Here is a 26,428-nt window from a genome sequence, read left to right as displayed (position 1 = left end):
ATAACTATCACCGTCATCAAATGCCAAGTTATATTCATCTCTTAATATTCATACATTTGATCAGAGCCTGCCATAAAAAAACCCACTATCATCACGATAATGGGTTGGTTTTAAACGTCAAATATAATGCATTTTTGATCATGTTATTTATGGTCAAGGCATAGTAAAAAAGAAACGTTGATAGCTAGGGCGTGTCCTCATTTTAAAAATGGTTATAAAAATGAGATAAATTGCAGTCAAACGAGGAAAATAGCGCAAATAATATCGGGATATTAATTAGCTATTTGACGATGTTTGGCAAAATTTAGCCATTTTTAGCCCATTTAGATACAATCGCTTGAATTGAGGACACGCCCTAGTAGGTTGATAGTTAGTAGGTGGTAGTTAATACTCACGTGCTACTGGTAATAATTTTTCTAGCTTACTGTTCGCAAGCGTGACAGAGGCTTTAGAAAATTCATCCCAGCAGCACTGTATCGTTTTTGAGGTATTTTAACTACCGCTTGCCAATTAAACTAGCCTTGCCACAATGTTTCACTCGCATATAACGATTCAATGGTCTCGCGCTGACGAATCAGCTGATGGCGATCATCGGCAATCATCACTTCACTGGCACGTGGACGCGAGTTATAGTTACTACTCATGGTAAAACCATAAGCACCAGCACCTGTGATTGCCAAGATATCACCCGTTGAGAGCGATAATAAACGATCTTTCGCCAAAAAGTCACCCGTTTCACAAATAGCACCAACGATATCCCATGGCTGTGTGCCGCCAGTATCAATACCATCGCTAGGTAAGACGCTTGGAATCACTGCCATTTCTGCTTGATACAGCGCCGGACGAATCAAATCATTCATCGCCGCATCGACAATGGCAAAGTTCTTATGCTCAGTTGGTTTTAGTACGTCAACTTGCGTCAATAAAATACCTGCATTGGCAACGATACTACGACCCGGCTCAAAAAATACCGTCAAGCCAAGCTCGCTAAGCTTCGGTAATAACGCAGCCGCAAACTCATCGATAGACACTGGCGTTTCATCGATGTAGCGCACCCCTAAGCCACCGCCCAAATCGATATGACGTAGCTCAATGCCTTTTTCACGTAAGCTATGCACCAGCTCAATTATTTTGTCCAATGCTGCTACGAATGGCTCAACCTCAGTAAGCTGTGAGCCAATATGACAGTCAATACCAACGATATCGATATGAGACAGCTCCGCTGCTTGCTGGTAGACGGCTATCGCGTCTTCGTGGGCGATACCGAACTTATTGTCTTTTAGTCCTGTCGAGATATATGGATGCGTCTTGGCATCGACATCTGGATTGACGCGCAGCGATATCGGTGCTTTCTTATTCAACTGCGCCGCCACTTCATTAATTAACGTCAGCTCACTAATGGACTCGACATTAAAGCAGCTGATACCTTGGGTAAGAGCATATTCAATGTCGCTATAAGTTTTGCCAACGCCTGAAAACACTACTCGTGACGCCTCGCCACCGGCGGCTAATACGCGCATCAACTCACCGCGAGAGACAATATCAAATCCCGCGCCTGCCTGCGCTAGCACGCCAAGCACCGCTAGATTAGAGTTTGCTTTCACCGCATAGCAAATCTGATGATTTAAACTGGCAAAGCTATCGGTGTAAGATTGATAAACATCTAATATCGCCTGTTTTGAATAGACATAACATGGCGTACCGTAGTGTTTGAACACCTCATTAATACTGACTCGTTCCATATGCAAGGCGTCATTGCGATAGTGCAACGCAGGCAAGTGGGCAGTTAAGGCTTCAGGATTAATATAGAACCCTTGCTCAGTATGGGTGGTGACTGTTTCGCCAGCTTTTTGCTCAGAATGACTCATATAAATATCTCGAATATAATCAGGGTATCAAGGTGAAAATAAAGTTTTGGGGCAATATTAGAAAGCGCTTTGACAGCTTTAGCCTCTCATAACCATCAATAATTAATAATCGTTAGGGTCGTTACTGGGTTCAGGCAGCTTAAAATTATCCGTATTTTGATAGTCTGTAGCTTGGTTATCATCGTCAATGCCAGCAAAGGCAGTATCCTGTGGATTATTACCACTATCAAGTATCGCAGCGCTATCTCGAACTGTTTGGCTACTGGATTCTACAAGATATAAATCGCCTTTTTGCCCGCAGCCGGTTAAGGCTGTCACGCCTATCAAGACAGTAGTGCCGAGTATTAACTTATAAATAGCAGGGCGACTGACGCCAGTGACGGTGTTAGAGCATTCAGTTTTTGAGGTGCGTTTTACAATAAACATAGAATGGATGACCTTAATCTTGCAATGGTTTGAATAGGATAAAAATCGCTATCAGTGAAAATGAAGCCAGCATACAACAGGAAAAAGATGACCATTTTTTAATCATAGCATTATTCCATAAAGCTGTGCGCCTACGCAGTCTGATTGCTGAATAAATTTGCAAAAATATAGCTATGAAGCTTCAAAAAAATCATCCTAGCAGCCCTGTATGTTTTTTAAAGTGAATCGACTATATTAATAGACGGTCTTGCTAACTGAAATCCCGTGTATAAACATTTCTTTATCAAGCTAGGATAAATTTAGACAAACTTACTTACAATTTTTATATAGGGGGTTTTTATTTTGCCCTAGCTGTGAAACGCTGGCTAGCCTCGGTGTACACTTGTGTTGAACAGTTAGAAGCTTGCTTGTTAAAACCTTATAGTTATCGTGGTATAACCTCAAAATTATGGTACATTATACTCAACCCTTGCGGCTGTGACGAGGCGCTAATGGGCTTCCGATTAACGCTTAAAGGCATTAAGAAGTATTTAAAAAGCCTTGGAAACATTTATAGCCCAAGCATGATGTCAATCAGCCGTATGATTGTTTGCCTATGTCAGCTGTCTGGCATATACCAGCAAAATATAGCTGGTTTTCGTTTATTTAACAGGTGGTCATCGATGATGATTACCCTTTATAAAATATAATCTAAGGATAGAGTATGAGCGCTGGCGTAACCACCACTTTTGATGACAAAAACTCTGAAACATCGACCCTAACCAATCCTACTTTGGTACTGAACTGTGGCTCCTCTTCAATCAAATATGCCTTGATTAGTGATGATGAAAGCACTCGTATCACTGGTCTTGCAGAAAACTTAGGTCTTGATACTGCTCGTATTAAACATACTGCTTTGAACGGCGAAAAACTTGAGATTGCTATCCCTGGTGGTCGTCATGAACTCGCTTTACAAAAAATCCTTGCCCTACTTGAACAGTATCACTTCATCGCTGTTGGTCACCGAGCGGTACATGGCGGCCGTGAATATTCAGAAGCCGTACAAGTTGATGATCATGTCTTACAAGAAGTGAAACGCTTAAAAGTATTGGCGCCACTACACAATCCTGCTAACGCTTTGGGTATCGAAGCGGTGCAAGCCATTTATCCTGATATTCCGCAAGTCGTAGTATTTGACACCGCTTTCCATCAAACCATGCCACCTGTCGCTTTCCGTTATCCGCTACCAAAAGCACTTTATTCAGAACATAAAATCCGTCGTTATGGCTTCCATGGTACCTCGCATGCTTATGTATCAGAACGCGCCAGCGAGATTACTCGCGCGGAAGGACCACATGGTTGGTTGACTGCGCATTTAGGTAACGGCTGTTCAGCGACCGCTGTCTACGATGGTAAAAGCCTTGATACTAGCATGGGTTTAACGCCACTTGAAGGCTTAATGATGGGTACACGTAGTGGTGATGTCGATCCTAGCCTACACATCCATCTAAAGCGTCAATTGGGCATGAGCTTAGAAGAAATTGATAAAATGCTCAATAATGAAAGTGGTCTGCTTGGCATTTCAGGCTTATCGAATGATTTGCGTACCGTTGAGCAAGCCGCTAATGAAGGACACGAAGATGCAATGCTTGCTATTGAGATGTTCTGCTATCGCGTTGCTAAATACCTTGCCAGTCTAAGCTGTGCCCTACCCAAATTTACCGGTATTGTCTTTACCGGTGGTATTGGTGAAAACTCTGTTACCACGCGTACACGTATTTTAGAGATGATGCCGCATTTTGGTATCAAAGTAGATGCCAATAAGAACGCTGACTTATATGCTGGCAAAGAAGGCAGTTTCCACACTGACGATAGCAGCATTGAGCTGTGGGTTGTGCCAACTGATGAAGAGTGCCGCATCGCGCAAGAAACTCGTGCAGCATTAGGTCTACAATAAAACTCATCCTACTGCATATAAGAAGTGTAAATGACTTCTTATATGCACAAGGTTGAGCTTTTCTTTAAAAAAATAATAAACAGTAGGATACATTATGCAAACTATTTTACTTGTGCCAATCAGTCGCGGTATCGGTGTGACGTCAGCCGCTTTGGGCTTGATTCGTGCTTTTGATTACAACGGTATCAAAGCGGGTTTTATGAAGCCGTTTTTGCAAGACGATACGCTTGATAAGCAAAACAGTTTAGACAGCTCGAGCGCGTTAGCCATGCATGCATTTGGTCTGACGCCACCTAAATCTATCAGCCGTCAACGGGTTGAGCGTATGATTGGCGACGACAACCTTGATGACTTGATGGAAGAGGTGGTCGTCAACTATCATACCCTCGGCGATGATTACGATGTAGTGATCTGCGAAGGCTTGGTATCGACCACTGAGACCTCTTATGCGTCACAAATCAACCGTGCGATTGCCCATGCGCTAGATGCCAGAATCATCTTTGTTAGCACCGCTGATACTAGTAAACCTGCCTATTTAGCCGATAAGCTTGATGTCCATGCCCGTGAATTTGGTGGCATGGCAAGCGACCGTACTTTAGGCTGTATCTTGATGCGTATGCATGACTTGCCGAATACGCAAAGCACCTTAGAAAATCAAATCGTTGCCCCTGGTGAATCGATTGTGAGCTTGGACAGCGGCTTTATGCAAGAAGTCCAGCGCCTATCGCCACACTTCAATACCGAACAATTCCGCTTAATCGGTGTGGTGCCATTTAGTGATTCGCTATCTGTGCCTCGTACTTGGGATATCGCCGCTGAGCTTGATGCGACATGGCTCAACGTTGGTGAAGCAAAATCGCGCCGTATTAATCGTATCAGTTTAACTGCCCGCTCGGTTGCACGCGTTGATGAAGTGTTTAAACGTGGCACGCTTATCGTCGTACCTGGTGACCGTGATGATTTGTTATTGGCAGCGGGTCTTGCCTGTATCAATGGTATTCCACTGGCAGGATTGGTCTTGACGGGCGGCGTCGTGCCCAGTCCGACGGTGGCTGAGCTTTGGCAATCGGCACTCAAAACTGGTATCCCAGTCATGAGCGTCGAAGATGACAGCTACGAGACCGTACAAAGCCTTGTCCATATGAGCGCTGAGATTCCAAGCGATGACACCGAACGTGCTGAAGAAGTGGCGCGTTATGTAGCAGCACACTTGGATCTCAGTTGGATTAAAGAATACTTTAGTCGCAATCATGAGCCGCGTCTGTCACCATCGGCATTTCGTCATCAAGTGGTCAAAAAAGCGCAAAGTGCCAAAAAACGTATCGTACTGCCAGAGGGCTCTGAACCACGTACGGTAGAAGCAGCTTGTATCTGCCAAAGCCGCGGTATTGCCAATTGTGTATTACTTGCTAAGCGTAGCGATGTCGAGCAAGTGGCCAAAAACCGCGACTTAATTTTGCCAGAAGGTCTGGAAATCATCGACCCTGACACCCTTGATATGGACAAATATATCGCTGCCGTCGTTGAACGCCGTAAGGGTAAAACCAATGCCGAAGTCGCCGCCGAATACCTAAAAGATACCGTCTATTTGGGTACGACCATGTTGGAGATGGACGAAGTTGACGGCTTAGTCTCTGGTGCCATTCATACTACTGCCAACACCGTACGCCCAGCATTCCAGTTGATTAAAACGGCGCCGCAGTATTCTTTAGTTTCGTCAATTTTCTTTATGCTATTACCAGAGCAAGTGGTGGTATATGGTGATTGCGCTATTAATCCTGACCCGACTGCCGAAGAATTGGCTGAGATTGCTATTCAGTCGGCGCAGTCTGCGGCAGCCTTTGGTATCAATCCAAAAGTTGCCATGATTAGCTATTCAACAGGTGCTTCAGGAACCGGCGCAGACGTCGAAAAAGTCATTCGTGCGACCCAAATCGTCCGCGAGCGTGCCCCGCATCTCGCCGTTGATGGGCCGTTGCAGTATGATGCGGCTTCTGTGATGAGCGTCGGTAAGCAAAAAGCGCCAGACTCACCAGTTGCTGGACAAGCAAACGTCTTTATCTTCCCAGACCTCAATACGGGTAACACCACTTATAAAGCGGTACAACGTAGTGCCAATGTGGTCAGTGTTGGACCGATGTTGCAAGGCTTGAATAAGCCTGTCAATGACTTATCACGTGGTGCATTGGTCGATGATATTATCTATACCATCGCCCTCACCGCCATTCAAGCGCATAGCGACGCGATTTAATTACGTTAAAATTTATGCGTAATCATTCTATATTTAACCGATTATCATCATGATAGTCGGCTTTTTATTGGCTATTTTTTATGGCTTTTAAGCGCTATAGTCAAGGCAGAGCAAAATCAATAGGATGATAGCCACAGCCACGTGCTACTAGGATAAATTTTCCTCGCTTGCTGGGCGCTTTACGCTCCAGAGGCTTCGAAAAATTTATCTCAGTAGCACTGTATGGTTTTTTTAATTGCTTTAACTATATTAATGACAGCTGCCTACTTGCACTCTACAATACAAGACTTGCTTGCTCAATTGCCTGCTTAATCTACTTTATCCATATCAATTTATTTTTTTAGCGTATCTATGCCAGAGATTAATTTTAAGCAAAAAAAGAAATATCAATATTCGATTGCTCCTGCCATTCGTGCTTATTTGGGCGGTTCATTTGATCCTGTGCATAATGGTCATTTGCAAATGGCATTGTACGTTTATCAATACTTATTGCCGATAGCGAAGCAGCAACAGCGCGCGCTGCATGTATCATTGCTACCCAATGCACGCTCGCCATTTAAGCAAAATAGCACAGACCCTGAGCACCGCTTAGCCATGCTAAAGCTCGCAACAAAAGACACACCGCTACAGATTAATGAGCTCGAGCTGTGGCAAACGCCGCCTGTCTATACTATCGATAGTGTGCAGACATTGCGCGCCCGCTACCCGCATGACAGTTTGATATTTATTATGGGTATGGACAGCGCGCGTAGTTTGGAACAATGGAAAGACGGCTTACGACTCACTGATTATGTCAATCTATGGGTTTTTGATCGTAGTAGCCTGTCTGACAGTGACAACACTCTTTTTGATAACGCTCTTTTTAATAACACAATTTTCAAAACTGATAACTCTTTTTATGACACTGATAAAAACTTTAATGATAAAAAAATAATTCCGCAGGATATGGCTGTTTTGCCTGCTCACTTACAATCCCAATTATCCGCGCAGCTGCAACACTTAACCGTCAGTTTAGCCACTGAGCTATTAACGCCTGTCGCTCAATATTTAACAGCGAGTCATACCTTAAAAAGTACCAATCAAGGTCACATTTATATAGACTCGCGCCCTGTCGCCGCAGTATCGAGTACCCAAATACGCCAGCAGTTACAGCAGACGAAAATTCGATTGAATATAATGCCTTTAGCCGAAACGCAAATTACATCTGTACCACCAATAAATGATATCATAAGCAATACTAAACCCAATCCATTAGCTAAATGGCTAAATCCTGCTGTTTATCAATATATTATCGCCCATCAGCTATATTCTGCTGCTCAATTCCGTTAAAATCGCCTTATCTTTGTCATTTTGCTCATCCTGTCTTTATATGTGACTGGCTATATAGGCTCAGTTGGACAATATAAATGCATGCAAATTGACGATTTACCATTTTATTTTAAATATTTACGATTCAAGAGATTAAAATTTATGACCAATACCATGACTGAAGAACGCTTACAAGAATGCTTGACCCTTGTTGAAAGCGCGCTAGACGATATGAAAGCTAAAAACATAACCGTAATGGATGTAGCAGACTTAACTGACGTGATGGAACGCATCGTCATCGCTGACGGTACGTCTAAACGCCATGTGCGGGCGATGGCTGACAGTGTCGGTGCTGAAGCTAAACTGGGCGGCTTTATGCCACTTGGCCGTGAAGGCGGTATCGATTCTGACTGGACGTTAATTGATTTAGGTGCAGTCGTCGTGCATATGATGACGCCGCAAGCACGTGAGTTCTATGACTTAGAAGGCCTATGGTCGTCGCCTGAACAATTGGCTGAGCTGGTCGCCGTGCCGCGTGAAAAGAAAACAGCGGGTCGTCGCAATAAAAATAAATAATCTTATTTATTGCCAACACTGCTTAAGAAAAAGACCAGATGACTATTCTGGTCTTTTTTTGTTTAAAATTTAGCGCTAATAAAATTTAAGGCATTGAAGCCGTATAATCCGGCGAATGATTAGGCTAAGATAATACTCATTATTAATACTAGCAACTACAAAGCCACTTACCTAATAAGTCTTTATAGATTAGGAAAATCAATGAGCTTAACACCTATGAATATAGAATCGATAGAATCTACCATCCAAAAAAATACAGCAGACTTTAACCAAACCCTGCCGCTACATATCGCTAATTTAACTTGCGTCCGTGCTGGTAAAGCTATGCCGTTCGCCCGTGAGCAGATGAGCGCTATTGATAAAGCGCCCATCAAAGCACCCGTCGCCGTCAATTTCATGGGTTTAACTACCGACGAACAAGCCGACCGCCGTCATCATGGTGGACCTTTAAAAGCAGTTCATCAATTGCCGCCTGCCACTTATGAGCAGATTAATACCGAGTTTGGTCTAAAAGTGCGTATCGGGACTTTGGGCGAAAACCTGACGACGAAAGCGGTGAATGATTTGCCAGAAATGACGGAAGCGATGGTTTGTATTGGCGACGTTTTTCAGTATGGTAAAGACAAAATAAACGGTGAGGATAGTGTTCAATTACGCATCGTTCAACCGCGTCGCCCTTGCTACAAAATCAATGACCAAATCGGACAGTTTACTAAAGTACCCAATATTGCTTCTTGGGTGAGCAAACAAGGTATCGCTGGTTGGTATTTTCAAGTCGTTCGTGATGGCATAATTGACGCTGACTTGCCTGTTTACTTAATTGCGCGCCCTCATCCTTTTGCCACTCTTGAAAAGTTATGGCAGCTGTCAAACTCAAAAGAGAAATTTGATGCCGAGGTAATTGAGCCTTGGCTTAACATTGAGTGCTTGGAGGACAGTTGGAAGGTGGTTTTGGCGAAGAAGATTAAAATCTAAGAGACAATAGTAATTATGAATGATATCAAAATCCCTTTCGCTTTTTTAGAAGAACATAGCATCGTCTTATCTGCAAAGGAGATTGATTTTGCTATCAGTCGTAAGCTCATTGATCTAGAAGACTTAGAAAAAATCGTTGACGCCTCACTAACTAAATATCCTAATGATAAAAATCTATTAGAAATCGCTCTTCACATTTTGTTAGATGGCAGCTATTCAAATTCTCACCTTCAGTATTTAGAGATAGATTATAGTGGTGAAAATAGAGCTGACGGAACGATAACATCAGACGATAATTTTATAAATATCAGATGGAGATATATTATATTACTGTGGTTGTTCAGCAATAGAAATAACGACAGTATCGATTACGACAGAATAAATACTGTTTACGCGAGCTTTGGCTACCCTTCAAACATGGAAAAATTTGTCAGTTATATGCCGACTTCGCAAGAGAATAATAAGAACAGCTATCAGAATATTTTGCATAATTGGAAAGAGTATCTAGATGCGAATAGCTATTTACTAAACCCTTAGAATCGGGGCTGTTGTTACAGATTCTCCAAAGTATATAAACGAGTAGTTCCTGCTTATTTCTTTTTATCAAACACATTTCATTATTGAGCATTTTATGCCAAAAAATATTACCTCGGTTATACTAGCATTCTGCCTGACAATACCTTTAATTAGCTGCGTATCCATTCCAACCCCAAAGCCGCGTTACGCGATTGACAGCGAAACCTACCAAGCTACTGGCAAAAGCGAGCGTATTAAGACGATTGTTTTGCACTATACCGTCTCAGATAACGACCGATCTATAAAAACATTGACCACTGGAAATGTGAGTGCGCATTACCTAGTTTTAAATCATGACGATGACAAAATCTATAACTTAGTGCCAGAAAACGAACGTGCTTGGCATGCGGGTGATGGTGGCTTTGCAGGCAGAACGATATTAAACGATACCTCTATCGGCATCGAGATTGTCAATGCTGGCATTAAGCATGAATATCGAAACGCCTTAAAAAACGGCAAGCTCGACTACCATCCTTATGAGCACTATGTCGAATTTGATGAGTTGCAGGTTAAAAAAGTCGGGCAATTGGTACAAGACTTAGCAAAGAGATATGACATCTCACCAAAAAACATCATCGGTCATGCGGATATGGCACCCTCGCGTAAGATTGACCCGGGTGCTAAGTTTCCTTGGCAACGACTGTATTTCGATTACGGCATCGGCGCCTGGTATGATGAATTTGATAAACAGTTCTTTATGAGTCAAGACGAGTTTGCAGCAGCAACGATACCCGAGATCAAGCAAGCCTTTAGAGACTACGGTTATCAAATTAATGATAGCGATGAGTGGGATAAAGCCAGTCGTGATGTCATCTATGCCTTTCAATTACACTTTCGCCCGCAGCAACCAACGGGCGTGATGGATGTAGAAACTTATGCGATTTTAAAGGCGCTCAATAAGAAGTATGCGGATCGTGATGACTTTTATTGAGTTAATGGTTTAGGTTCTTGTTGTGGGTTTATACGTGATGACCAAGCACTGTTTTTAATAGACACTGTTTCTAATATAAAGCTCTTTAATCGAAGGTATAAAATGACGCTACGCATCCACGCCCTATTCCATACAGACTATGAAGACCTGAGTTTCATCAAACAATGGGCAAATAGCCAGCATCATATGATGAGTGTCAGTCGCTCTTACGATGACTGTTCCTTGCCAGAGCCAGACCGCTTTGATTGGCTCATCGTAATGGGTGGACCAATGAGCGTCCACGATGAGGAAAAGTATCCTTGGTTAATCGCTGAAAAGCATTTGATTAGACAAGCTATTGATGCTGGAAAAACAGTGATCGGTATCTGCTTAGGAGCGCAATTGCTCGCGCATTGTTTGGGTGCTACCGTCCAGCCGTCTGGCGTAAAGGAAATAGGTTGGTTGCCCATTCGTTTGACGCCCAGAGGACAATCACATCCTCTATTACAGGATTTACCTAAGCAAGATTTTACCGTCTTTCACTTTCATGGTGATGGTTTTGACTGTCCAAAAGGTGCTAGCATTATTGCATCAACGGAATCATGGGCGAATCAAGGATTTATCTATCAAACTCAGCAACATAAAGCGCTTGGCACTTGGGTAATGGGCTGGCAGTGTCACTTTGAAGTGACCAAAGAAAGCCTTGCTAAGATGATAGTAAATGGCAATGACGCTATCCAAAGTGGACTTAAAGATTATCCTAAAACGGTACAATCAGCCGCTGAAATAATCAGGCTGGGTTATAAATATATCGAAGACAATAACGCAAGATTAGCCGCTATACTAAATCGGATGGCGAATAGCGGATAACTAAATAGTCAGGAGAATAAACCATGAATAACTTACAACCAAATGAGCAAGACGATCTTCAAAAGTATTTAGAACAGAAAGCCAAACAAGAGCAAGAAAAACAACAAGAACCTGAGACTCTCTCTGCCTATGATGCTTGCGTATTAAAAGAAAGCGCTAAGATTCATGAATTGATCGCTGAGGCTCAAAGAGAGACTGTTAAAAGTTCGAAGGATGAATAGCCATCAAGTCAAGGTGTGATTATGGAAAACAACTGGGCGTTTTGGGGATCTTGGGTCAGTGTTAATACCATTGCAAGCTTAATCTAGGGCAATGTAGCCATCTATCCGTCAATACCTTCTATCATTGGCATGGTTGGTTTTTGTCTTTAGTGGTGGCTGCCATGACCGTCTTGGTGACTCTTATCGGTATAGGTCGAGCTAAGTGATTTTAGTTGTATTGAAAGCTCGTAAGTTGGATGGAGGTTACTTACCAGCCGATATTACGAAGATGCGCAAGTTGATGTCTTATGCTTAAAGAAACAGGACTAGGCAGCCCTGAGGCCAATACTACAACCAAACAACACTATATAGTTTCAAAACAATAGTCCTATCCACCAGCTATTTGGGCTACTTATTGAGATGGGCTAATGATAAAATTACCGCTTACGGGGTTTATAGATAGTATCACTGCTCGCACCATATCGTTGGTTTCCCATATCGTTAGTTTTACTGAAGACTAGGATGATGCGCGGCTTTGATAGTTTGGTCCTATCAGTAGTCATAATATCTGCATTATCAATGCAGACGCCAATAATATTAAAAAAGGAATTTTTATGTATCAAGCCTTTCAGAAGCATCTACAGCAAGAAATCAGCGATATACGAGCGGCAGGGCTGTATAAAACCGAGCGCATTATCACCTCCCCGCAAGATGCGCTAATCAAGATCGCCGATGGCCGTGAGGTGCTTAACTTCTGTGCCAATAATTACCTTGGATTGTCTGACCACCCTGAGATTAAAAAGGCGGCTATCCAAGCCATTGAAGACTCAGGTTATGGTATGTCATCGGTGCGTTTTATTTGTGGTACGCAAGATTTGCATAAGCAATTAGAGGCGGCGATTTCTAAGTTTTTTAATACCGAAGATACGATTCTTTATGCGGCCTGTTTCGATGCCAATGGCGGTGCTTTTGAGCCATTGCTGACAGGCGAGGATGCCATTATTTCTGATTCGTTAAATCATGCTTCAATCATTGATGGTGTGCGCCTGTGTAAAGCCGCGCGTTATCGCTATGCCAATGCGGATATGCAAGATTTAGAGACTCAATTACAAGCGGCGCAAGCACAGCGTTTTCGTTTAATTGTAACCGACGGTGTGTTTTCAATGGATGGTAATGTGGCGCCTATGGATGAGATTTATGCGTTGGCACAAAAATATGATGCCATGGTGATGATTGACGAGTCGCATTCAGCAGGCGTCGTCGGTCGCACTGGTGGCGGCGTGACTGAATTGTTTAATCTACGTGGTGATATTGAGCTTATCACTGGTACCTTAGGCAAGGCATTTGGCGGTGCTATTGGCGGCTTTACTACGGGTAAAAAAGAAATTATTGAGATGTTGCGTCAACGCTCGCGCCCGTATCTGTTTTCAAACTCCATTCCTCCCATGGTGGCTGCAGCTGGGGTAAAAGCATTTGAGATGCTAGCGCAAGACAATACCCTACAAGACCAATTGCATGAAAATACCGCCTATTTTGTTAAGCAAATGCTAGATGCGGGCTTCGATATCAAGCCCACCGAATCGGCAATTTGTGCGGTTATGCTTTATGACGCCACTGTCTCCCAGCAAATGGCAGATGCGCTGCTTTGCGAGGGCATTTATGTGATTGGCTTCTTCTACCCTGTCGTACCCAAAGACGAGGCTCGCATTCGTGTCCAGCTCTCTGCCGCCCATACTCGCGAGCAGCTAGACCAGTGTATCGCCGCCTTTATTAAAGTCGCCAAGCAAATGAAGGTGATTGATTAAGAGTAGTTCGCTAGTTACGTAATTACATAGTTACCTACTGGATTCAACAATTAAATGCAACACAGCTAAATAAGAGAAAAATATGAAAGCACTGGTTAAAGCCCATGACAAAAAAGGCATCTGGATGCAAGACATGCCAGAACCTACAGTCGGCATCAATGACGTTAAAATAAAAATTAAAAAAACCGCCATTTGTGGTACAGATCTGCACATTTATAAGTGGGATGAGTGGTCACAAAAAACCATAAAGACGCCGATGATTATCGGACATGAATACGTCGGTATCATTAGTGAAGTGGGCGATGGAGTGCAGCATTTTGAAGTGGGTGACCGAGTCACGGGCGAAGGGCATATCGCTTGCGGGCATTGCCGCAACTGCCGCCGTGGTAAGCTACATGTGTGCGAAAACACTATAGGCGTGGGCGTTGACCGCGATGGCGCGTTTGCCGAATATTTGGTGATACCTGCCGATAATGCCATAAAACTCGATGAGCGTATCAGCGATGAGATGGCAGCCATTATGGACCCCTTTGGCAATGCCACTCATACCGCCTTATCCTTTCCTGTCCTTGGTGAGGATGTGCTGATTACGGGTGCGGGGCTGATTGGTTCAATGGCAACGGCGATTTGCCGCTTCGCAGGGGCGCGTAATATTGTGGTCAGTGATATCAGCGATTATCGCTTGGCGCTTGCCAAAAAAATGGGCGCGACTATGACCATAAACCCAGCCAAAGGTGAAACCATTGAAGGCGCCATCGATACCTTAAAAATGCACGGCTTTGATATTGGGCTTGAGATGTCAGGATCGCCTCAGGCCTTTGATTCGATGATTAGTAACATGTATAACGGCTCTAAAATTTCTCTCTTGGGCATTTTACCCAACACCACCACGGTGGATTGGAGCAAGATTATTTTTAAGGCGTTAACCCTGAAGGGTATTTATGGGCGTGAGATGTGGGAGACTTGGTATCAGATGGAGCAAATGCTAATTAGCGGTATTGATTTGTCGCCAATCATTACCCATCGCATGCACATCGATGACTTTCAAGAAGGCTTTGATATCATGGAAAGTGGGCAATGCGGTAAGGTGATTTTAAGCTGGGATTGATTTTGGTGATTCGTGGTTAGCTTTTACATCGTCACAACTTATAAAACGGTACTGATTTCAGTGCCGTTTTTTGTGGATATGAAAAGGTAAGAATAGAGGTGAACGATGAGTAATTCTGAGCAAGACGATCTGCAAAAATATCTAGAAGAAAAAGCCAAACAAGCGCAAGAAAAGGAGTAGGAACCTGAGCCGCTCTCTGCGTATGATGCTTGTGTGCTAAGAGAAAGTGCGAAGATTCATGAGTTGATTGCTGAGGCTCGGGAACGTTCAGAGGGTGAGTAACTGGATGATTGCCATAGAAAATAAAGACAAATCGAAACCAACCTTCTTTATTATGACTGTTAAAACGCATAATTTTGACACTGGTCTCTTCTCATAAAAAATTAATTAAATAAGTCCTAAAGTGCTTCTGTAATAATTTCTTTGCTCTTCAACATCTTCGTTAGACCCTCCAACCTCAAGTAACAGATCTAAAGCCATTAATGAAATTAATGGCATTTCATTGGTTTTAGAAAGCTGTAAAGTGTTGGATATTGACTCAATAGTAAAACTATTCCCTTGGGTAAGGTGTTGTATCTTAGCTTTCAATAGCGATGATAAATACAATATATAAGGATAACTCTCTTTCACTGATTTTTGATATACATATTCAACATGTACCAATGCTTTTTCGTACTGCTCAACTACAGTATAAGCTTCAGCTAAGTCAACATGAACCTGTAATTTAAAATACCAATCCTTGATTGAGTTTAAATCCTCTTCTACTTGATCAATATACTGTTGAATCTGCTTTTTATTTTTAGAATGAACTGCCCATACAAGCTTACTTAATGGATATCTAATTTTAAAATCAGAAAACTCTTTGATCGAAGATAACTCAATAAGCTCACCTATTTCTTTCTGTAATTTCTTTGGATTTTCGCCAGTAACTGTATGAATTTTAAACAGTAGAAATGAGGATGTGATTAATGACTCGCTCTTACCGTTTGTTTTCTTTTGCTGAATATTATCCATAGCAATTGCTCGTTCGCACAACGATATTGCATCTTTGAAATTGCCTTGCTGGAAACTAATTGTTGCACGCCATCGTAGACAAACCGCTGACGGTCTATAACTTTCTGAAAAAATTATGGCTTTATTCGCTTCATAAAACTCTCCAAGTTGGATACAGTATTCAACGTATGGATTCACAAAATCGATAATTATATCCATATCGCTTTGAATATAACGACCTATCGTAGTTCGCTTTCTTCTTTCAATCTCATAGTAATCAAAAAACATTCTATATAGGCGCTTGGCTTCTTTTGGTATACCAAGATCAATAAATAGCTCACCCCTCTTTAAGCGCTGTCGGTAAATATCTATCGCATCTTGCTCAGTATTTATCTTTAACAAAACCTCAATCGATATAATAAACCTTTCAATTGAAGCCACCCCACTTATTTCAATAGAATCTGGGCTTTGAGTTAGAAAATTGGCTACTAATCTTCCAGATTCAGGCTCATCTGTGAGATAGCTACTATTGAAAAAATCTCTAATAACAGGATGACATGAGTACATGTCTTTTGAGTCGATAGTATCTTTTAAAACTAATCCAATTTGCGTTAGATTACCTATAGATTTCTTAATATCATGATCTGATACCTCAACAGGAGTCATTAACTCTTTACATATAGCTACCCATGTAGTTGGAGCAATGCCTTTCCTGAATATTGAAAGTGCGTACAAGGTTTGGATTTGTAATAAAGAAGCATTTTTCTTATAAAACCAAAGGAGCTTATCAAGTTTATCTGATATTTCATCAGATTTTAAACCTTCAAAAAGTGTATTAAAATGATTTAGAGGTTGGTTTCTATCATCATTAGATGTGAAGGAAGCCGAAAATACTTTAATACCCAGTGGATGACCTTCAAGATAATTTGAAATCATCTTTCTATCTTCTAAATTCCCGTTGATCCCATGATTAGATAGTATTTCTGCTCCTTCGACTCCCTCTACACCAGAAATCTGTTTCTCTTTAAACTCTTTCTTAGCTCGAATATCTACTAAAGGAAATCTGCTAGTAGTAATACATAGCCAAAGTTTATGAGCAGATGTTATTTGTAATATAAAATCTCGTAAAACCGAATCTATAAATGCACCATGGCTCGTTTCACTCATACCTTCTTGAAGTACTTCAAGACCGTCAAGAATTATGAGAATAGGTGGGAGCTCATGAAATCTTTGCACAAAGAAATCTATAGCTATATAGTCTTTCCTACTATCTCCAAAATCAACTTCAAAATTATTTTCGAAATAATCCAATAAAGAGTTTATAAATTTATTGCCATCGCGCTCTACATAGAAGCTCCAATAAAACACACCTTCCAAAGGACGTTGTATATTCGAATTGTGTATCTTCGTCCAATATCCTAATAACGAAGTCTTACCAGTACCACCCATACCTTTGATGGATACAGTTCTCACAGCTGTATCATTTACATTTTTGTCTAGCCAGTCTACAAGCTTTGCTCTTTTTACATATCTACTATCATTTGTAGTTTCATGATTCCATTTTGCTTTAGAAAGCATTTGGTTACGGAAACCCACTTCGTGAGAAGGAGTGATTTCCTTCATTTCATCTAAAGGAATTTCTCTCTTACAAAAAGTATATACTTTTTCTATTTTTTGAATATCACTAGTGTGAACAATTTCATTTAGAAGAGTAGTTACATCAAGAATATCGTCCATTGGATCAAACGTAATGTAAGAGTTCTTATTATATAATTTTTTCGAAAGCTTGCTGTGGACGTCGTGACCTATGAATATAAACTTAAGTGTGTATCCTTGATATTCACTTCCTAGCTTTTCAAGACTTTTATTAATTTTAGCTATAGTTGCTGTGCTTGTAACTTGAAATACTACCCTGTTTTTTCTATCAATTAAATCTACACCTTTTGCATTCTTATCTTCTTTATTTAGATTTCTTAACTCTAAGCTATAAATAATATTAAGTAGGTTTTCAAAGAAGGTCTCTTCATGAATATTTAAATCTAGTAAGTTCAACTTACCTCTTGATTTAGTACGTAAGACTAGGAGATTTAAACGCTCCTCAATACTGTTAAAATAATCTTGACGCTTCATAGGTTTGTAACTCTTATTTTTAATATTAGTAATGAGTTCATTTAGTTTACGATAGATAGTAGCAAGAACACAATGTCGCCGCTAGCCCCGACTGTAGCGGTATCCTGCTGGTTTGGGCGAGTTGCGGTGGCTAGAGTTTGAGGTGGTGTCGAGGCAACAGTAACATCTCAACTCGTGCCATCGCCTCGCCCAGACTGGCAGATATAAGCGGAAGGCGGGAGTAGCTCCCCTACTTCTCAAAAACCCAAACCCCAAACACAAAAAAGGTGAGCCTAAGCCCACCTTCTTATTTTAAAAAACAGCTGTCTAAAACAATTATCTAAACAAACTTAGCCTATATCTTAACGCAACCAAGCACGCGCATTACGGAACATGCGCATCCAAGCGCCATCTTCGTCCCAGACAGCCGGTTTCCAGCTATGATTGTAGGCACGTAGCGTACGCTCAGGATGCGGCATCATGAGCGTAACGCGACCATCGGTGCTACACAGACCAGTGATACCACCGACCGAACCGTTTGGATTGAGCGGATACGTTTCAGTTGGCTGACCTTTGCTATCGACAAAGCGCATAGCGAGTTGACCGTGTTTTGCCATGCCATCGATTTCTGTCTCGTTAAGCGTCGCATAGCCTTCACCATGAGCAACCGCAATCGGTAAAATACTGTCTTGCATACCTTTAAATAAGATTGACTTGGTACGCTCGACTTTGACGTTGACCGTACGCGCTTCAAAGCGAGCTGATTTATTGGCGATAAAGCGTGGGAAGTTTTCCGCACCTGGGATGAGGTCTTTTAACTGCGCCATCATCTGACAACCGTTACAAACGCCAAGTGAAAAGGTATCAGGACGGGCAAAGAAGCGCACAAACTGCATGCGCAATTCGTCATGGAACAAGATAGAGTTTGCCCAACCAGAGCCTGCGCCCAATACATCACCATAACTAAAGCCACCACACGCGACCAAACCGTCGAAGTCACGTAGATTGATACGACCATTGAGCAAATCGCTCATGTGTACGTCTACCGCTTCAAAGCCAGCTTGAGTAAAGCCTGCTGCCATTTCTGTCTGACCGTTGACACCTTGCTCACGCAAGATAGCGACTCTTGGTTTGTTTTCGCGACTAGCTAAATATGGCTCTTCAACCTTTTGATTGAGGTCAAAGTTTGGCGCAGCGATAAGACCTTGATGGCTAGTATCTGCAATCAAGTCATACTCTTGCTGTACGCAAGCAGGGTTATCACGGCGACGAGCGATCTGATAGCTGACCTGACTCCATTCTTGCTGCAACTCAGTACGGCTAAAGCGTAAGGTATCATCACCCATGAGCGTTGGCGTTTGGATAAGCAGACTGTCTTCTTCTGAGCTTTGACCGACGAGGCTAAGCATATCGCTAACGTTATGCTGCTCTGCCAATTCCATCAAGGCAGCGACATTTTCTGGCAATACTTGAATAACTGCGCCCAGCTCTTCACTGAACAATTGACCCAATAAGTTATCGTCAGTCAACGACAGTTTAACACCTTGGCGACTGGTGAATTGCATCTCAGCGATAGTCGCTAGCAAACCACCATCACCGATATCGTGATAAGCGCTGATAACTTCTTGCTCGTTACCCGCTTGGATAAAGTTAAAGAAATCGATCAAGTCACTTGGCTGTGCTAAATCTGGGCAATCATTGCCTAATTGGCTTAAGGTTTGCGCGAGGATTGAGCCACCTAAACGCAGTTGCCCTTTGGATAAGTCAATACGGTAGAACGCGCTATCGCCATTAATGAGTTCAGGCGTTAGCGTTTTTGCAACGTCAACGACAGGCGCAAAAGCAGTAATCACGAGACTCATCGGCGAAACCACTGATTTATCCGTGCTGCCCTGCTTAGAATTGTTGGCATTGTCATCTGTCCAATTGGCACGCATGGATAGTGAGTCTTTACCGACTGGAATGGCAATACCAAGCGCTGGGCACAACTCTTCACCAACGGTATATACCGCATCAAACAAGGCGGCATCTTCTGTATCATCGCCGCACGCTGCCATCCAGTTTGCCGACATCGTAATATCTGATAGCTGAGTAATACGTGCGCCAGCGATATTGGTGATTGCTTCACCAACTGCCAAACGCGCAGAGGCTTTTGGGCTAATAAGTGCAACAGGTGTGCGTTCGCCAACACTCATCGCCTCACCGCTCATTGGCTGACCATCTAGCGCAATCAAGCCAGAAGCGGTAATCGCGCAATCTGATACTGGCACTTGATAGCGACCAACATACTGATCGCGGACCACCATACCAGTGATAGAACGGTCACCAATGCTAATCAAGAATGACTTGCTAGCAACCGTTGGATGACGTAAGACGTCTTTGATTGATTCGGCTAGATTGACTTCGCCTAATTCTAATGCTGGCAAGGTAGTCTCTGTACGGCTAAAGCTACGCTTCATCTGCGGCGTACCACCAAGCAAGACTTGCATAGGCATATCAACTGGCTGTTCCGCTAATAATTCATCATCAACGATCAGCTGACGAATATCCGTTGCTGTACCCAAAATCGCATACGGGCAGCGCTCACGAGCACAAATCGCATCAAACTGCGCTTCGCTTTCAGGGCGAATCGCGAGCACATAACGCTCTTGCGCTTCGTTTGACCAAATCGCCATCGGTGACATGCCAGCTTCCAATGACGGAATACGGCGTAAATTTAGATGCGCGCCCATTTCATGGTCATTGACCAGCTCAGGCATAGCATTTGATAAGCCACCTGCACCGACGTCATGGAGAGAGACGATTGGATTGCCATCTTTACCATTGTTGCTCGCATCGACATCATTACCAGCTAATGCCCAGCAGCGATCCATCACTTCTTGGCAGCGACGTTCCATCTCAGCGTTATCACGCTGAACAGAAGCAAAGTCTAAACCTTCATCTAATGAACCACTATCAACAGAAGAAGCCGCGCCGCCACCCAAACCGATTTGCATGGCAGGGCCACCAAGGACGATTAATAGATCACCTTGTTGAATGGCGTTTTTTTCAATGAGGTTACGTTTGATATTGCCATAACCACCTGCCAGCATAATCGGCTTATGATAGCCGCGCATTTGGCTGCCATCTTTTGCCGCTGAGGTATCAAGCTGGAAACTACGGAAGTAACCGCATAGGTTTGGGCGACCAAATTCGTTTGAGAAGTTGGCACTACCTAGTGGCGCTTCCGTCATAATCTCAAGACTGGTTGCCATACGATCCGGCGTACCATAATCCTGCGTGCTCAATTGACCAGACTGCTCCCATTTCTCGGCAAGCTCTGGAATATGTAAGTGCGACACATGGAAACCCGTTAGACCGGCTTTTGGTTTACCGCCACGACCCGTTGCGCCTTCATCACGAATCTCACCGCCTGCACCGGTTGCTGCACCAGCATAAGGGGCAATCGCGGTTGGATGGTTATGAGTTTCGACTTTCATTAAGATGTCGATTTCTTCTTGATGAAAATCGTAAGGATGGGCAGCATTTACGTCGGTTGCATCAGTAGGAACGGGATAAAAACGCCAGCCTGCAGACCCTGCCATTACTGCTGCATTGTCTTTATAAGCAGACAAAATGCCTTGTGGATTGGCTTTATAAGTATTCTTAATCATCTGAAATAATGATTTTGGCTGAACTTCGCCATCTACCGTCCACTCAGCATTAAATATCTTATGACGGCAATGCTCTGAATTGGCTTGCGCGAACATCATCAGCTCAACGTCAGTCGGATTGCGCTTTAGCTCATTAACGTAGGCATTCATGAGATAATCAATATCTTCGCTCGATAGCGCAAAGCCAAATTCTGTATTGGCCGACTCTAACGCAGACTGCCCTTCGCCGATGACATCAATATGATTGAGCGATGCTGGCTGCTGGTCATCAAATAGCTTGTTTACTTCTGCTAAGTCATAAACCAAGCTTTGGGTCATGCGGTCAAACAATAACTGCTCGGCTACCTTTGGCAAATGCTTACTAGCAGCATTACCCTCAAGTGTTAGGGTATAAACGATAACGCGCTCAACGCGATTGATCGCAATTTCACAGTTATTAAAAATATCGGTCGCTTTACTTGCCCATGGCGAAATCGTACCAAAACGCGGACCAACAATGACTTGTAGTTGATTGTCTTGTGGGGCTTCAAGTACAGTCGTACTGTCAACTGCCAGTAGATCTAGCGCCTTTTTATGCTCATCACCGTCTAATTCCCGTGACAGCACATAAACTTGCTGAGTATGAATTTGGCTGACATTTAGTTCGGTTTTTTGCTGAAACTGACTGATGAGTTGCTGCGTCTGAAAATCGGTAAGAAACGGTTGTCCGGCGATGGTCATCATAAAGGCATAATCCGTAAGATCAAGGCATCTCTGCCATGCAAAGTAAATGGTCCGCGTATTATAACAAGAAGCCCTGTAATAAGCAGGTCTAAACCAAGATAAATTGCTAATAAGCGCCGTCAAACAATCACTAAACCGCTGCTACAAAGGAAGCTAGCGTTACTTTTTAAGCACTATTTAAGCACTATAATTTCATAGCAGAAACTTTAAATCTCTGCCGTCACAATTTTTACCTAAAACTTGTAATCCTTACAAACACTCACATCGCCTTACTGGCAACCTATATAAATAGACTACCCCTCATCGGTATTCTAGATAACAGTTACTGACGAGCGAGGTGTTTGCTCTTTTAATAAATAGCACTTGCTCGTCTACACTGAAAAATTAATAACTATAAATTTAAAATTCAATGAATAGCCATTCAACTACTATAATGAAAAAGGATATCCACTATGAGTAAACAAGACCATATCGACAAAATTCAAGATGTCATCAAAGATGTTAAATTTGCGATGATGAGTACCACCAATAAAAAAGGTGATATTCATGCTTGGCCAATGACGACCAGTGAAACCAATCTTGGTGTAAAAGAGATTTGGTTTATCGGCGATAAAACATCAGATGTCGTAAAAGATATTCAAGACGACGCAAGAATCGGTTTGACTTATGCTACCCAAGATGCAAAAAACTATGTCTCTATCAGTGGTAATGCCGAATTATCGACAGACAAAGATAAACTAGATGAATTGTGGTCGCCAGTTTATAACGCCTTTTTTGCTAATGGTAAAGAAGATGAGAACGTGCAGTTAATTAAAGTCGTACCTCATGGTGCAGAGTGCTGGATTAGCGGCAGCTCAGTCGTAAATATGTTTAAAATGGCGGCAGCTGCGGTACAAGAAGGTAAAACGGCTGAAAATATGGGCGAGACTTTTTCAGTGACTTTATAAAGTAATCTATATAGTCAATTCTAAATAAAACAGATACATGATATTTTTACGCGAAACTGGAATAAATTTTTCTGACTTGCTGTGCCTACGCCGACAGAGGCTGCGAAAAATCCATTTCAGTTCCGCTGTATCGTTTTTATACTGAACTCACTATAGGATAAAGCATGAGTCAGAATATATCAGTCCGTTGAAAATGGTGTACTGTTATTAAGAATGAGAGTCTTTATAAATATAAGCATAATAAATATAAGCTCACTCTAATAATAGTACGCCACATCATAATCAATATTTATAACAATATTTCATAACGCATTCATAACGACAGGGATAAATATTATGAGTAAACAAGAACAAATGGATAAAATTCAAGCGCTGGTGAAAGATGTTAAATACACCATGATGACTACTCGTACCAGCGACGATCATCTACATTCTTGCCCGATGAATACCACCGAAACTAGTATTGGTGCCAAAGAGATTTGGTTCATTGGTCATACACCATCTGAGACTGTTGAAAACATTAAAAAGCATCCTGAAGTAAACCTTGCCTACGCAACCCAAGATAATAAAGACTACCTGTCTATCGCAGGTAAAGCCGAACTGGTTGACGATAAAGAGAAGCTCGATGAATTGTGGTCAACTATCTATAATGCTTACTTTGAGCATGGCAAAGAAGATCCAAAAGTTCAGTTGATAAAGGTAGTACCGCACGGGGCAGAGTATTGGGCTAATGGTAATTCATTTGCTAATGTATTTAAAATTTCTGCGGCGGCGGTAACAGATACGGCTGTTGGTGATAGTTTGGGCGAAAATTTCTCAATAACGCTATAGTCTTTCGCTAAAGTTTAATCTTTATTAGCCATGAAAATAATTTACTAAAAGAGTTACTTTATAGCAGGATAAAACAATAAAAAACGCCAGTAGCGATATGCTTACTGGCGTTTTTTACTGTTCATTTAATCAGGTATTAATCATATATTAATCAAGGCTATTGTGGCGGTTTTGCATAGCCATTATCTGCTGGATAAGCTTGTGGCTGTTTTGATTTAGGCTGAGGCTTATACTTAGGTTTAGCAGGATCGTACAGCTCATAAATAACAGTGCCAATAATTCCCGTATTCTCTATCGAACCGGCATCAGTATTAGCAGCATAAGCATTGTCTGGTTTGCTAAAAATAAAGGAGGCAACCGCACTGTTACTTTTTCGGAAGCCCTCAATGACCAACTCATCATTTGGATTCAAAACATAGCCGCTATCATAACGACTGGCCGTACTGCCATCGAGAACATTTAAGCCATCGACACTGGCGACGATCTCATACGTGTTAGCGCTATTATTTTGATAAACCAAGCGATAGGCTTGACCTGCTTTGCCTTGCAGATAGTAGTTACTACCATCACGATAAAGCGGTAGTTGTCCACCATCCGTAGCGGCTGAAAATTCAACTTTTCCAGCCAGTAAGGACATACTATTTACCGCACGCCCCTTATAATTTTTGTCAGCGTAAGAGACCTGCATTTGCGCAATGGGCTCGTCACTGACACGACGTAGATCAACGGTGGTCACTTCTGAGTCAACATCATCACCCCACTGAGTACCCAAACGTTCCGATTCAGCAGCATTCTGTACCGACTCTGCTTGTATTGAATTGTCTTGCTGTGACTGCTCTTGCGTACTTTGTGCCACATCTGCGGTTTCTTTTTGCATGGTTGGCGATGACGAACAACCTGTTATTAGTGCCAGTAATAAAACGGCAGCGGCTGACTGTTTCTTTTGCAATGTCATATCCATATCATATCCTTATTTGAATGATTTTACGTCATACCTATCCAATGCTTATTTCCAATGCTTATTTTTTTTATTTACTTTTTTCAGTATATCTTAAGCTTAACTATAATCACAGAATAATCAAACAGTCTCTAATCAAATATAGTTAACCAATAAAAATAGTCAATAAAAAAACGCCAGTAGCTGGTGCGACTGGCGTTTTTTATGGACTAGATTTTACGGTTTTGATATCAATGCAGTAGATTTAGTCGCTATATATTTAACCACTTTGTTTTAAGTAAGGCCAAGCTGCTCTTAAATAAATCATCATCGACCATAAGGTTAAAATAACGGCGGCAACCATCAATACATAGCCAACGGTTTCAAGTGACTCCCAGTTTAATAGTAGCACCGTAATAGCTATCATCTGAAAGGTGGTTTTAAGCTTGCCCACATAAGAGACAGCAACACTGGTGCTTTTGCCCAACTCTGCCATCCATTCGCGCAATGCTGAGACGGCGATTTCACGTGAGATAATCACAATAGCCGCAATCGCCATAATGATATTAGGATGCCATTGCACCAGTATAATCAGTGCGGCGGCTACCATTAGCTTATCAGCCACGGGATCTAAAAAGCGACCAAAGGCTGATACTACATTAAGCTTACGCGCAAAATAGCCATCGAGCCAATCGGTAATTGCAGCTAGGATAAACACACCAGTCAATAATAAATGGCGTAATAAGCTATCGCTAAACTCACTCATACCCACCTTTGCAATCACATTATCTGAGATTGCTGGCATGCCAATTCCCATGGCAGGTGGCCAATAAGCGATGGCCACAAATAACGGAATCATTAAGATACGCGCAATCGTCAGGTTGTTGGGCAAATTAAAAATACTCTTGGTATTTTGCGGCTCCTGCGTATGCTTACTCTCAGTCATGGCAAACCCAGTTTAATATAGACATAATAATGGCAGATAGCTTAGCATTTTTCAGACAAGTCGTCATGCCATCTCTGTATGTTCGTTGATACCAGCCGTACATTCTTATAATTAAGCGTCTTTTATGCTGAATTGACTGCCTATTTACTCTAAATAATCCCTGTTGTTTAATCAAAATTGCTTAACCAACACATCGATATACCACTGAGCCTTTACAGTAGCCTTAATAAGCCCATTGCTTGAAACGTAATAACATGTAAACCAGCTTAGGTAAATCACAAGATTTCAGTTATGATGAGCTGACAACATCAATACAGTTGTACACTGAATATTGTAAGTAGATGTAAGAGTTTCTTGAAATATCATCCTTTGACATCATCTTTATATTAACAATAATAAATATGTATCAATTTATTTGTGGCTCACGATTCATTACTGCATGATTCATTATTAATAGTTCAGCATTAATAGTTCAGCCGC

Annotated in this window: 19 protein-coding genes; 13 read left to right on the top strand and 6 right to left on the bottom strand. The window is 42.1% G+C overall.

Annotated features, from left to right (window positions below):
• Window positions 1–515: 515 nt before the first annotated feature.
• Entirely contained in the window at window positions 516–1,868 is a 1,353-nt protein-coding gene (gene lysA / locus EPB74_RS04110; protein ID WP_274902927.1) for a diaminopimelate decarboxylase, read from the bottom strand.
• Between the two features lie 102 nt (window positions 1,869–1,970).
• The gene (lptM, locus tag EPB74_RS04105; protein WP_274902926.1) at window positions 1,971–2,294 is read right to left on the bottom strand and encodes an LPS translocon maturation chaperone LptM; all 324 of its coding nucleotides are present in this window, start codon (window positions 2,292–2,294) and stop codon (window positions 1,971–1,973) included.
• A 703-nt stretch (window positions 2,295–2,997) separates the two neighbouring features.
• On the opposite strand from lptM, the gene EPB74_RS04100 reads away from it, so the two are divergent.
• From EPB74_RS04100 to tdh, 11 genes are all read left to right on the top strand, one after another.
• Window positions 2,998–4,230, top strand: a complete 1,233-nt coding sequence (locus tag EPB74_RS04100) for an acetate/propionate family kinase (RefSeq protein WP_274902925.1) — start codon at window positions 2,998–3,000, stop codon at window positions 4,228–4,230.
• Between the two features lie 94 nt (window positions 4,231–4,324).
• Complete coding sequence (gene pta, locus EPB74_RS04095; RefSeq protein WP_079690729.1) at window positions 4,325–6,481, top strand: phosphate acetyltransferase; 2,157 nt, start codon at window positions 4,325–4,327, stop codon at window positions 6,479–6,481.
• Between the two features lie 351 nt (window positions 6,482–6,832).
• Entirely contained in the window at window positions 6,833–7,810 is a 978-nt protein-coding gene (locus EPB74_RS04090) for a nicotinate-nicotinamide nucleotide adenylyltransferase (protein WP_274902923.1), read from the top strand.
• Between the two features lie 141 nt (window positions 7,811–7,951).
• Window positions 7,952–8,365 (top strand): ribosome silencing factor, encoded by a 414-nt coding sequence (gene rsfS / locus EPB74_RS04085; protein ID WP_079692985.1) that lies wholly within the window; start codon window positions 7,952–7,954, stop codon window positions 8,363–8,365.
• 216 nt (window positions 8,366–8,581) lie between these two features.
• Window positions 8,582–9,340, top strand: coding sequence for an MOSC domain-containing protein (locus EPB74_RS04080; protein WP_274903162.1), 759 nt, complete (start codon window positions 8,582–8,584; stop codon window positions 9,338–9,340).
• A 15-nt stretch (window positions 9,341–9,355) separates the two neighbouring features.
• Entirely contained in the window at window positions 9,356–9,877 is a 522-nt protein-coding gene (locus EPB74_RS04075; protein WP_274902921.1) for a DUF2247 family protein, read from the top strand.
• A gap of 94 nt (window positions 9,878–9,971) precedes the next feature.
• Complete coding sequence (locus tag EPB74_RS04070; RefSeq protein ID WP_274902920.1) at window positions 9,972–10,847, top strand: N-acetylmuramoyl-L-alanine amidase; 876 nt, start codon at window positions 9,972–9,974, stop codon at window positions 10,845–10,847.
• A 102-nt stretch (window positions 10,848–10,949) separates the two neighbouring features.
• Entirely contained in the window at window positions 10,950–11,696 is a 747-nt protein-coding gene (locus tag EPB74_RS04065; protein ID WP_274902919.1) for a type 1 glutamine amidotransferase, read from the top strand.
• A 23-nt stretch (window positions 11,697–11,719) separates the two neighbouring features.
• Window positions 11,720–11,917 carry a hypothetical protein gene (locus EPB74_RS04060; RefSeq protein ID WP_274902918.1) on the top strand — a complete coding sequence of 66 codons (198 nt, stop codon included), beginning with the start codon at window positions 11,720–11,722 and terminating at the stop codon, window positions 11,915–11,917.
• A gap of 593 nt (window positions 11,918–12,510) precedes the next feature.
• Window positions 12,511–13,701: a glycine C-acetyltransferase gene (kbl, locus tag EPB74_RS04055; protein ID WP_274902917.1), complete on the top strand. Its 1,191-nt coding sequence runs from the start codon at window positions 12,511–12,513 to the stop codon at window positions 13,699–13,701.
• 82 nt (window positions 13,702–13,783) lie between these two features.
• Window positions 13,784–14,809 (top strand): L-threonine 3-dehydrogenase, encoded by a 1,026-nt coding sequence (gene tdh / locus EPB74_RS04050; protein ID WP_274902916.1) that lies wholly within the window; start codon window positions 13,784–13,786, stop codon window positions 14,807–14,809.
• A gap of 387 nt (window positions 14,810–15,196) precedes the next feature.
• Here the strand turns inward: tdh and EPB74_RS04045 are convergent, their stop codons facing one another.
• Both EPB74_RS04045 and purL read right to left on the bottom strand, forming a co-directional pair.
• On the bottom strand, window positions 15,197–17,932 hold the full coding sequence (locus EPB74_RS04045; RefSeq protein ID WP_274902915.1) for an SMEK domain-containing protein: 2,736 nt from the start codon (window positions 17,930–17,932) through the stop codon (window positions 15,197–15,199).
• A gap of 341 nt (window positions 17,933–18,273) precedes the next feature.
• The gene (gene purL, locus EPB74_RS04040; RefSeq protein WP_274902913.1) at window positions 18,274–22,287 is read right to left on the bottom strand and encodes a phosphoribosylformylglycinamidine synthase; all 4,014 of its coding nucleotides are present in this window, start codon (window positions 22,285–22,287) and stop codon (window positions 18,274–18,276) included.
• A 452-nt stretch (window positions 22,288–22,739) separates the two neighbouring features.
• On the opposite strand from purL, the gene EPB74_RS04035 reads away from it, so the two are divergent.
• Together EPB74_RS04035 and EPB74_RS04030 are read left to right on the top strand one after the other, a co-directional pair.
• A complete protein-coding gene (locus EPB74_RS04035; RefSeq protein WP_274902912.1) occupies window positions 22,740–23,234 on the top strand; it encodes a pyridoxamine 5'-phosphate oxidase family protein in 495 nt (164 codons plus the stop codon).
• A 336-nt stretch (window positions 23,235–23,570) separates the two neighbouring features.
• On the top strand, window positions 23,571–24,065 hold the full coding sequence (locus EPB74_RS04030) for a pyridoxamine 5'-phosphate oxidase family protein (protein WP_274902911.1): 495 nt from the start codon (window positions 23,571–23,573) through the stop codon (window positions 24,063–24,065).
• A gap of 157 nt (window positions 24,066–24,222) precedes the next feature.
• Here EPB74_RS04030 and EPB74_RS04025 read toward each other — a convergent pair whose 3' ends face one another.
• A complete protein-coding gene (locus tag EPB74_RS04025) occupies window positions 24,223–25,026 on the bottom strand; it encodes a hypothetical protein (RefSeq protein ID WP_446740015.1) in 804 nt (267 codons plus the stop codon).
• Between the two features lie 256 nt (window positions 25,027–25,282).
• Window positions 25,283–25,948, bottom strand: coding sequence for a CDP-diacylglycerol--glycerol-3-phosphate 3-phosphatidyltransferase (pgsA, locus tag EPB74_RS04020; RefSeq protein WP_274902910.1), 666 nt, complete (start codon window positions 25,946–25,948; stop codon window positions 25,283–25,285).
• Between the last annotated feature and the right edge of the window lie 480 nt (window positions 25,949–26,428).

The sequence above is a fragment of the Psychrobacter sp. DAB_AL62B genome (genome assembly GCF_028895345.1).
Lineage (GTDB): Bacteria > Pseudomonadota > Gammaproteobacteria > Pseudomonadales > Moraxellaceae > Psychrobacter.
Note: the sequence above shows the minus strand (reverse complement) of the source record. Positions and strands in the feature narration are given on the sequence as shown.

Coding starts and splice junctions, on each gene's coding strand:
- EPB74_RS04035 (WP_274902912.1), top strand. CDS start 22,740: ATGAGTAAACAAGACCATATCGACAAAATTCAAGATGTCATCAAAGAT.
- EPB74_RS04080 (WP_274903162.1), top strand. CDS start 8,582: ATGAATATAGAATCGATAGAATCTACCATCCAAAAAAATACAGCAGAC.
- EPB74_RS04065 (WP_274902919.1), top strand. CDS start 10,950: ATGACGCTACGCATCCACGCCCTATTCCATACAGACTATGAAGACCTG.
- lysA (WP_274902927.1), bottom strand. CDS start 1,868: ATGAGTCATTCTGAGCAAAAAGCTGGCGAAACAGTCACCACCCATACT.
- purL (WP_274902913.1), bottom strand. CDS start 22,287: ATGATGACCATCGCCGGACAACCGTTTCTTACCGATTTTCAGACGCAG.
- EPB74_RS04030 (WP_274902911.1), top strand. CDS start 23,571: ATGAGTAAACAAGAACAAATGGATAAAATTCAAGCGCTGGTGAAAGAT.
- tdh (WP_274902916.1), top strand. CDS start 13,784: ATGAAAGCACTGGTTAAAGCCCATGACAAAAAAGGCATCTGGATGCAA.
- pta (WP_079690729.1), top strand. CDS start 4,325: ATGCAAACTATTTTACTTGTGCCAATCAGTCGCGGTATCGGTGTGACG.
- pgsA (WP_274902910.1), bottom strand. CDS start 25,948: ATGACTGAGAGTAAGCATACGCAGGAGCCGCAAAATACCAAGAGTATT.
- EPB74_RS04090 (WP_274902923.1), top strand. CDS start 6,833: ATGCCAGAGATTAATTTTAAGCAAAAAAAGAAATATCAATATTCGATT.
- EPB74_RS04060 (WP_274902918.1), top strand. CDS start 11,720: ATGAATAACTTACAACCAAATGAGCAAGACGATCTTCAAAAGTATTTA.
- lptM (WP_274902926.1), bottom strand. CDS start 2,294: ATGTTTATTGTAAAACGCACCTCAAAAACTGAATGCTCTAACACCGTC.
- EPB74_RS04070 (WP_274902920.1), top strand. CDS start 9,972: ATGCCAAAAAATATTACCTCGGTTATACTAGCATTCTGCCTGACAATA.
- EPB74_RS04100 (WP_274902925.1), top strand. CDS start 2,998: ATGAGCGCTGGCGTAACCACCACTTTTGATGACAAAAACTCTGAAACA.
- kbl (WP_274902917.1), top strand. CDS start 12,511: ATGTATCAAGCCTTTCAGAAGCATCTACAGCAAGAAATCAGCGATATA.
- rsfS (WP_079692985.1), top strand. CDS start 7,952: ATGACCAATACCATGACTGAAGAACGCTTACAAGAATGCTTGACCCTT.
- EPB74_RS04045 (WP_274902915.1), bottom strand. CDS start 17,932: ATGAAGCGTCAAGATTATTTTAACAGTATTGAGGAGCGTTTAAATCTC.
- EPB74_RS04025 (WP_446740015.1), bottom strand. CDS start 25,026: ATGGATATGACATTGCAAAAGAAACAGTCAGCCGCTGCCGTTTTATTA.
- EPB74_RS04075 (WP_274902921.1), top strand. CDS start 9,356: ATGAATGATATCAAAATCCCTTTCGCTTTTTTAGAAGAACATAGCATC.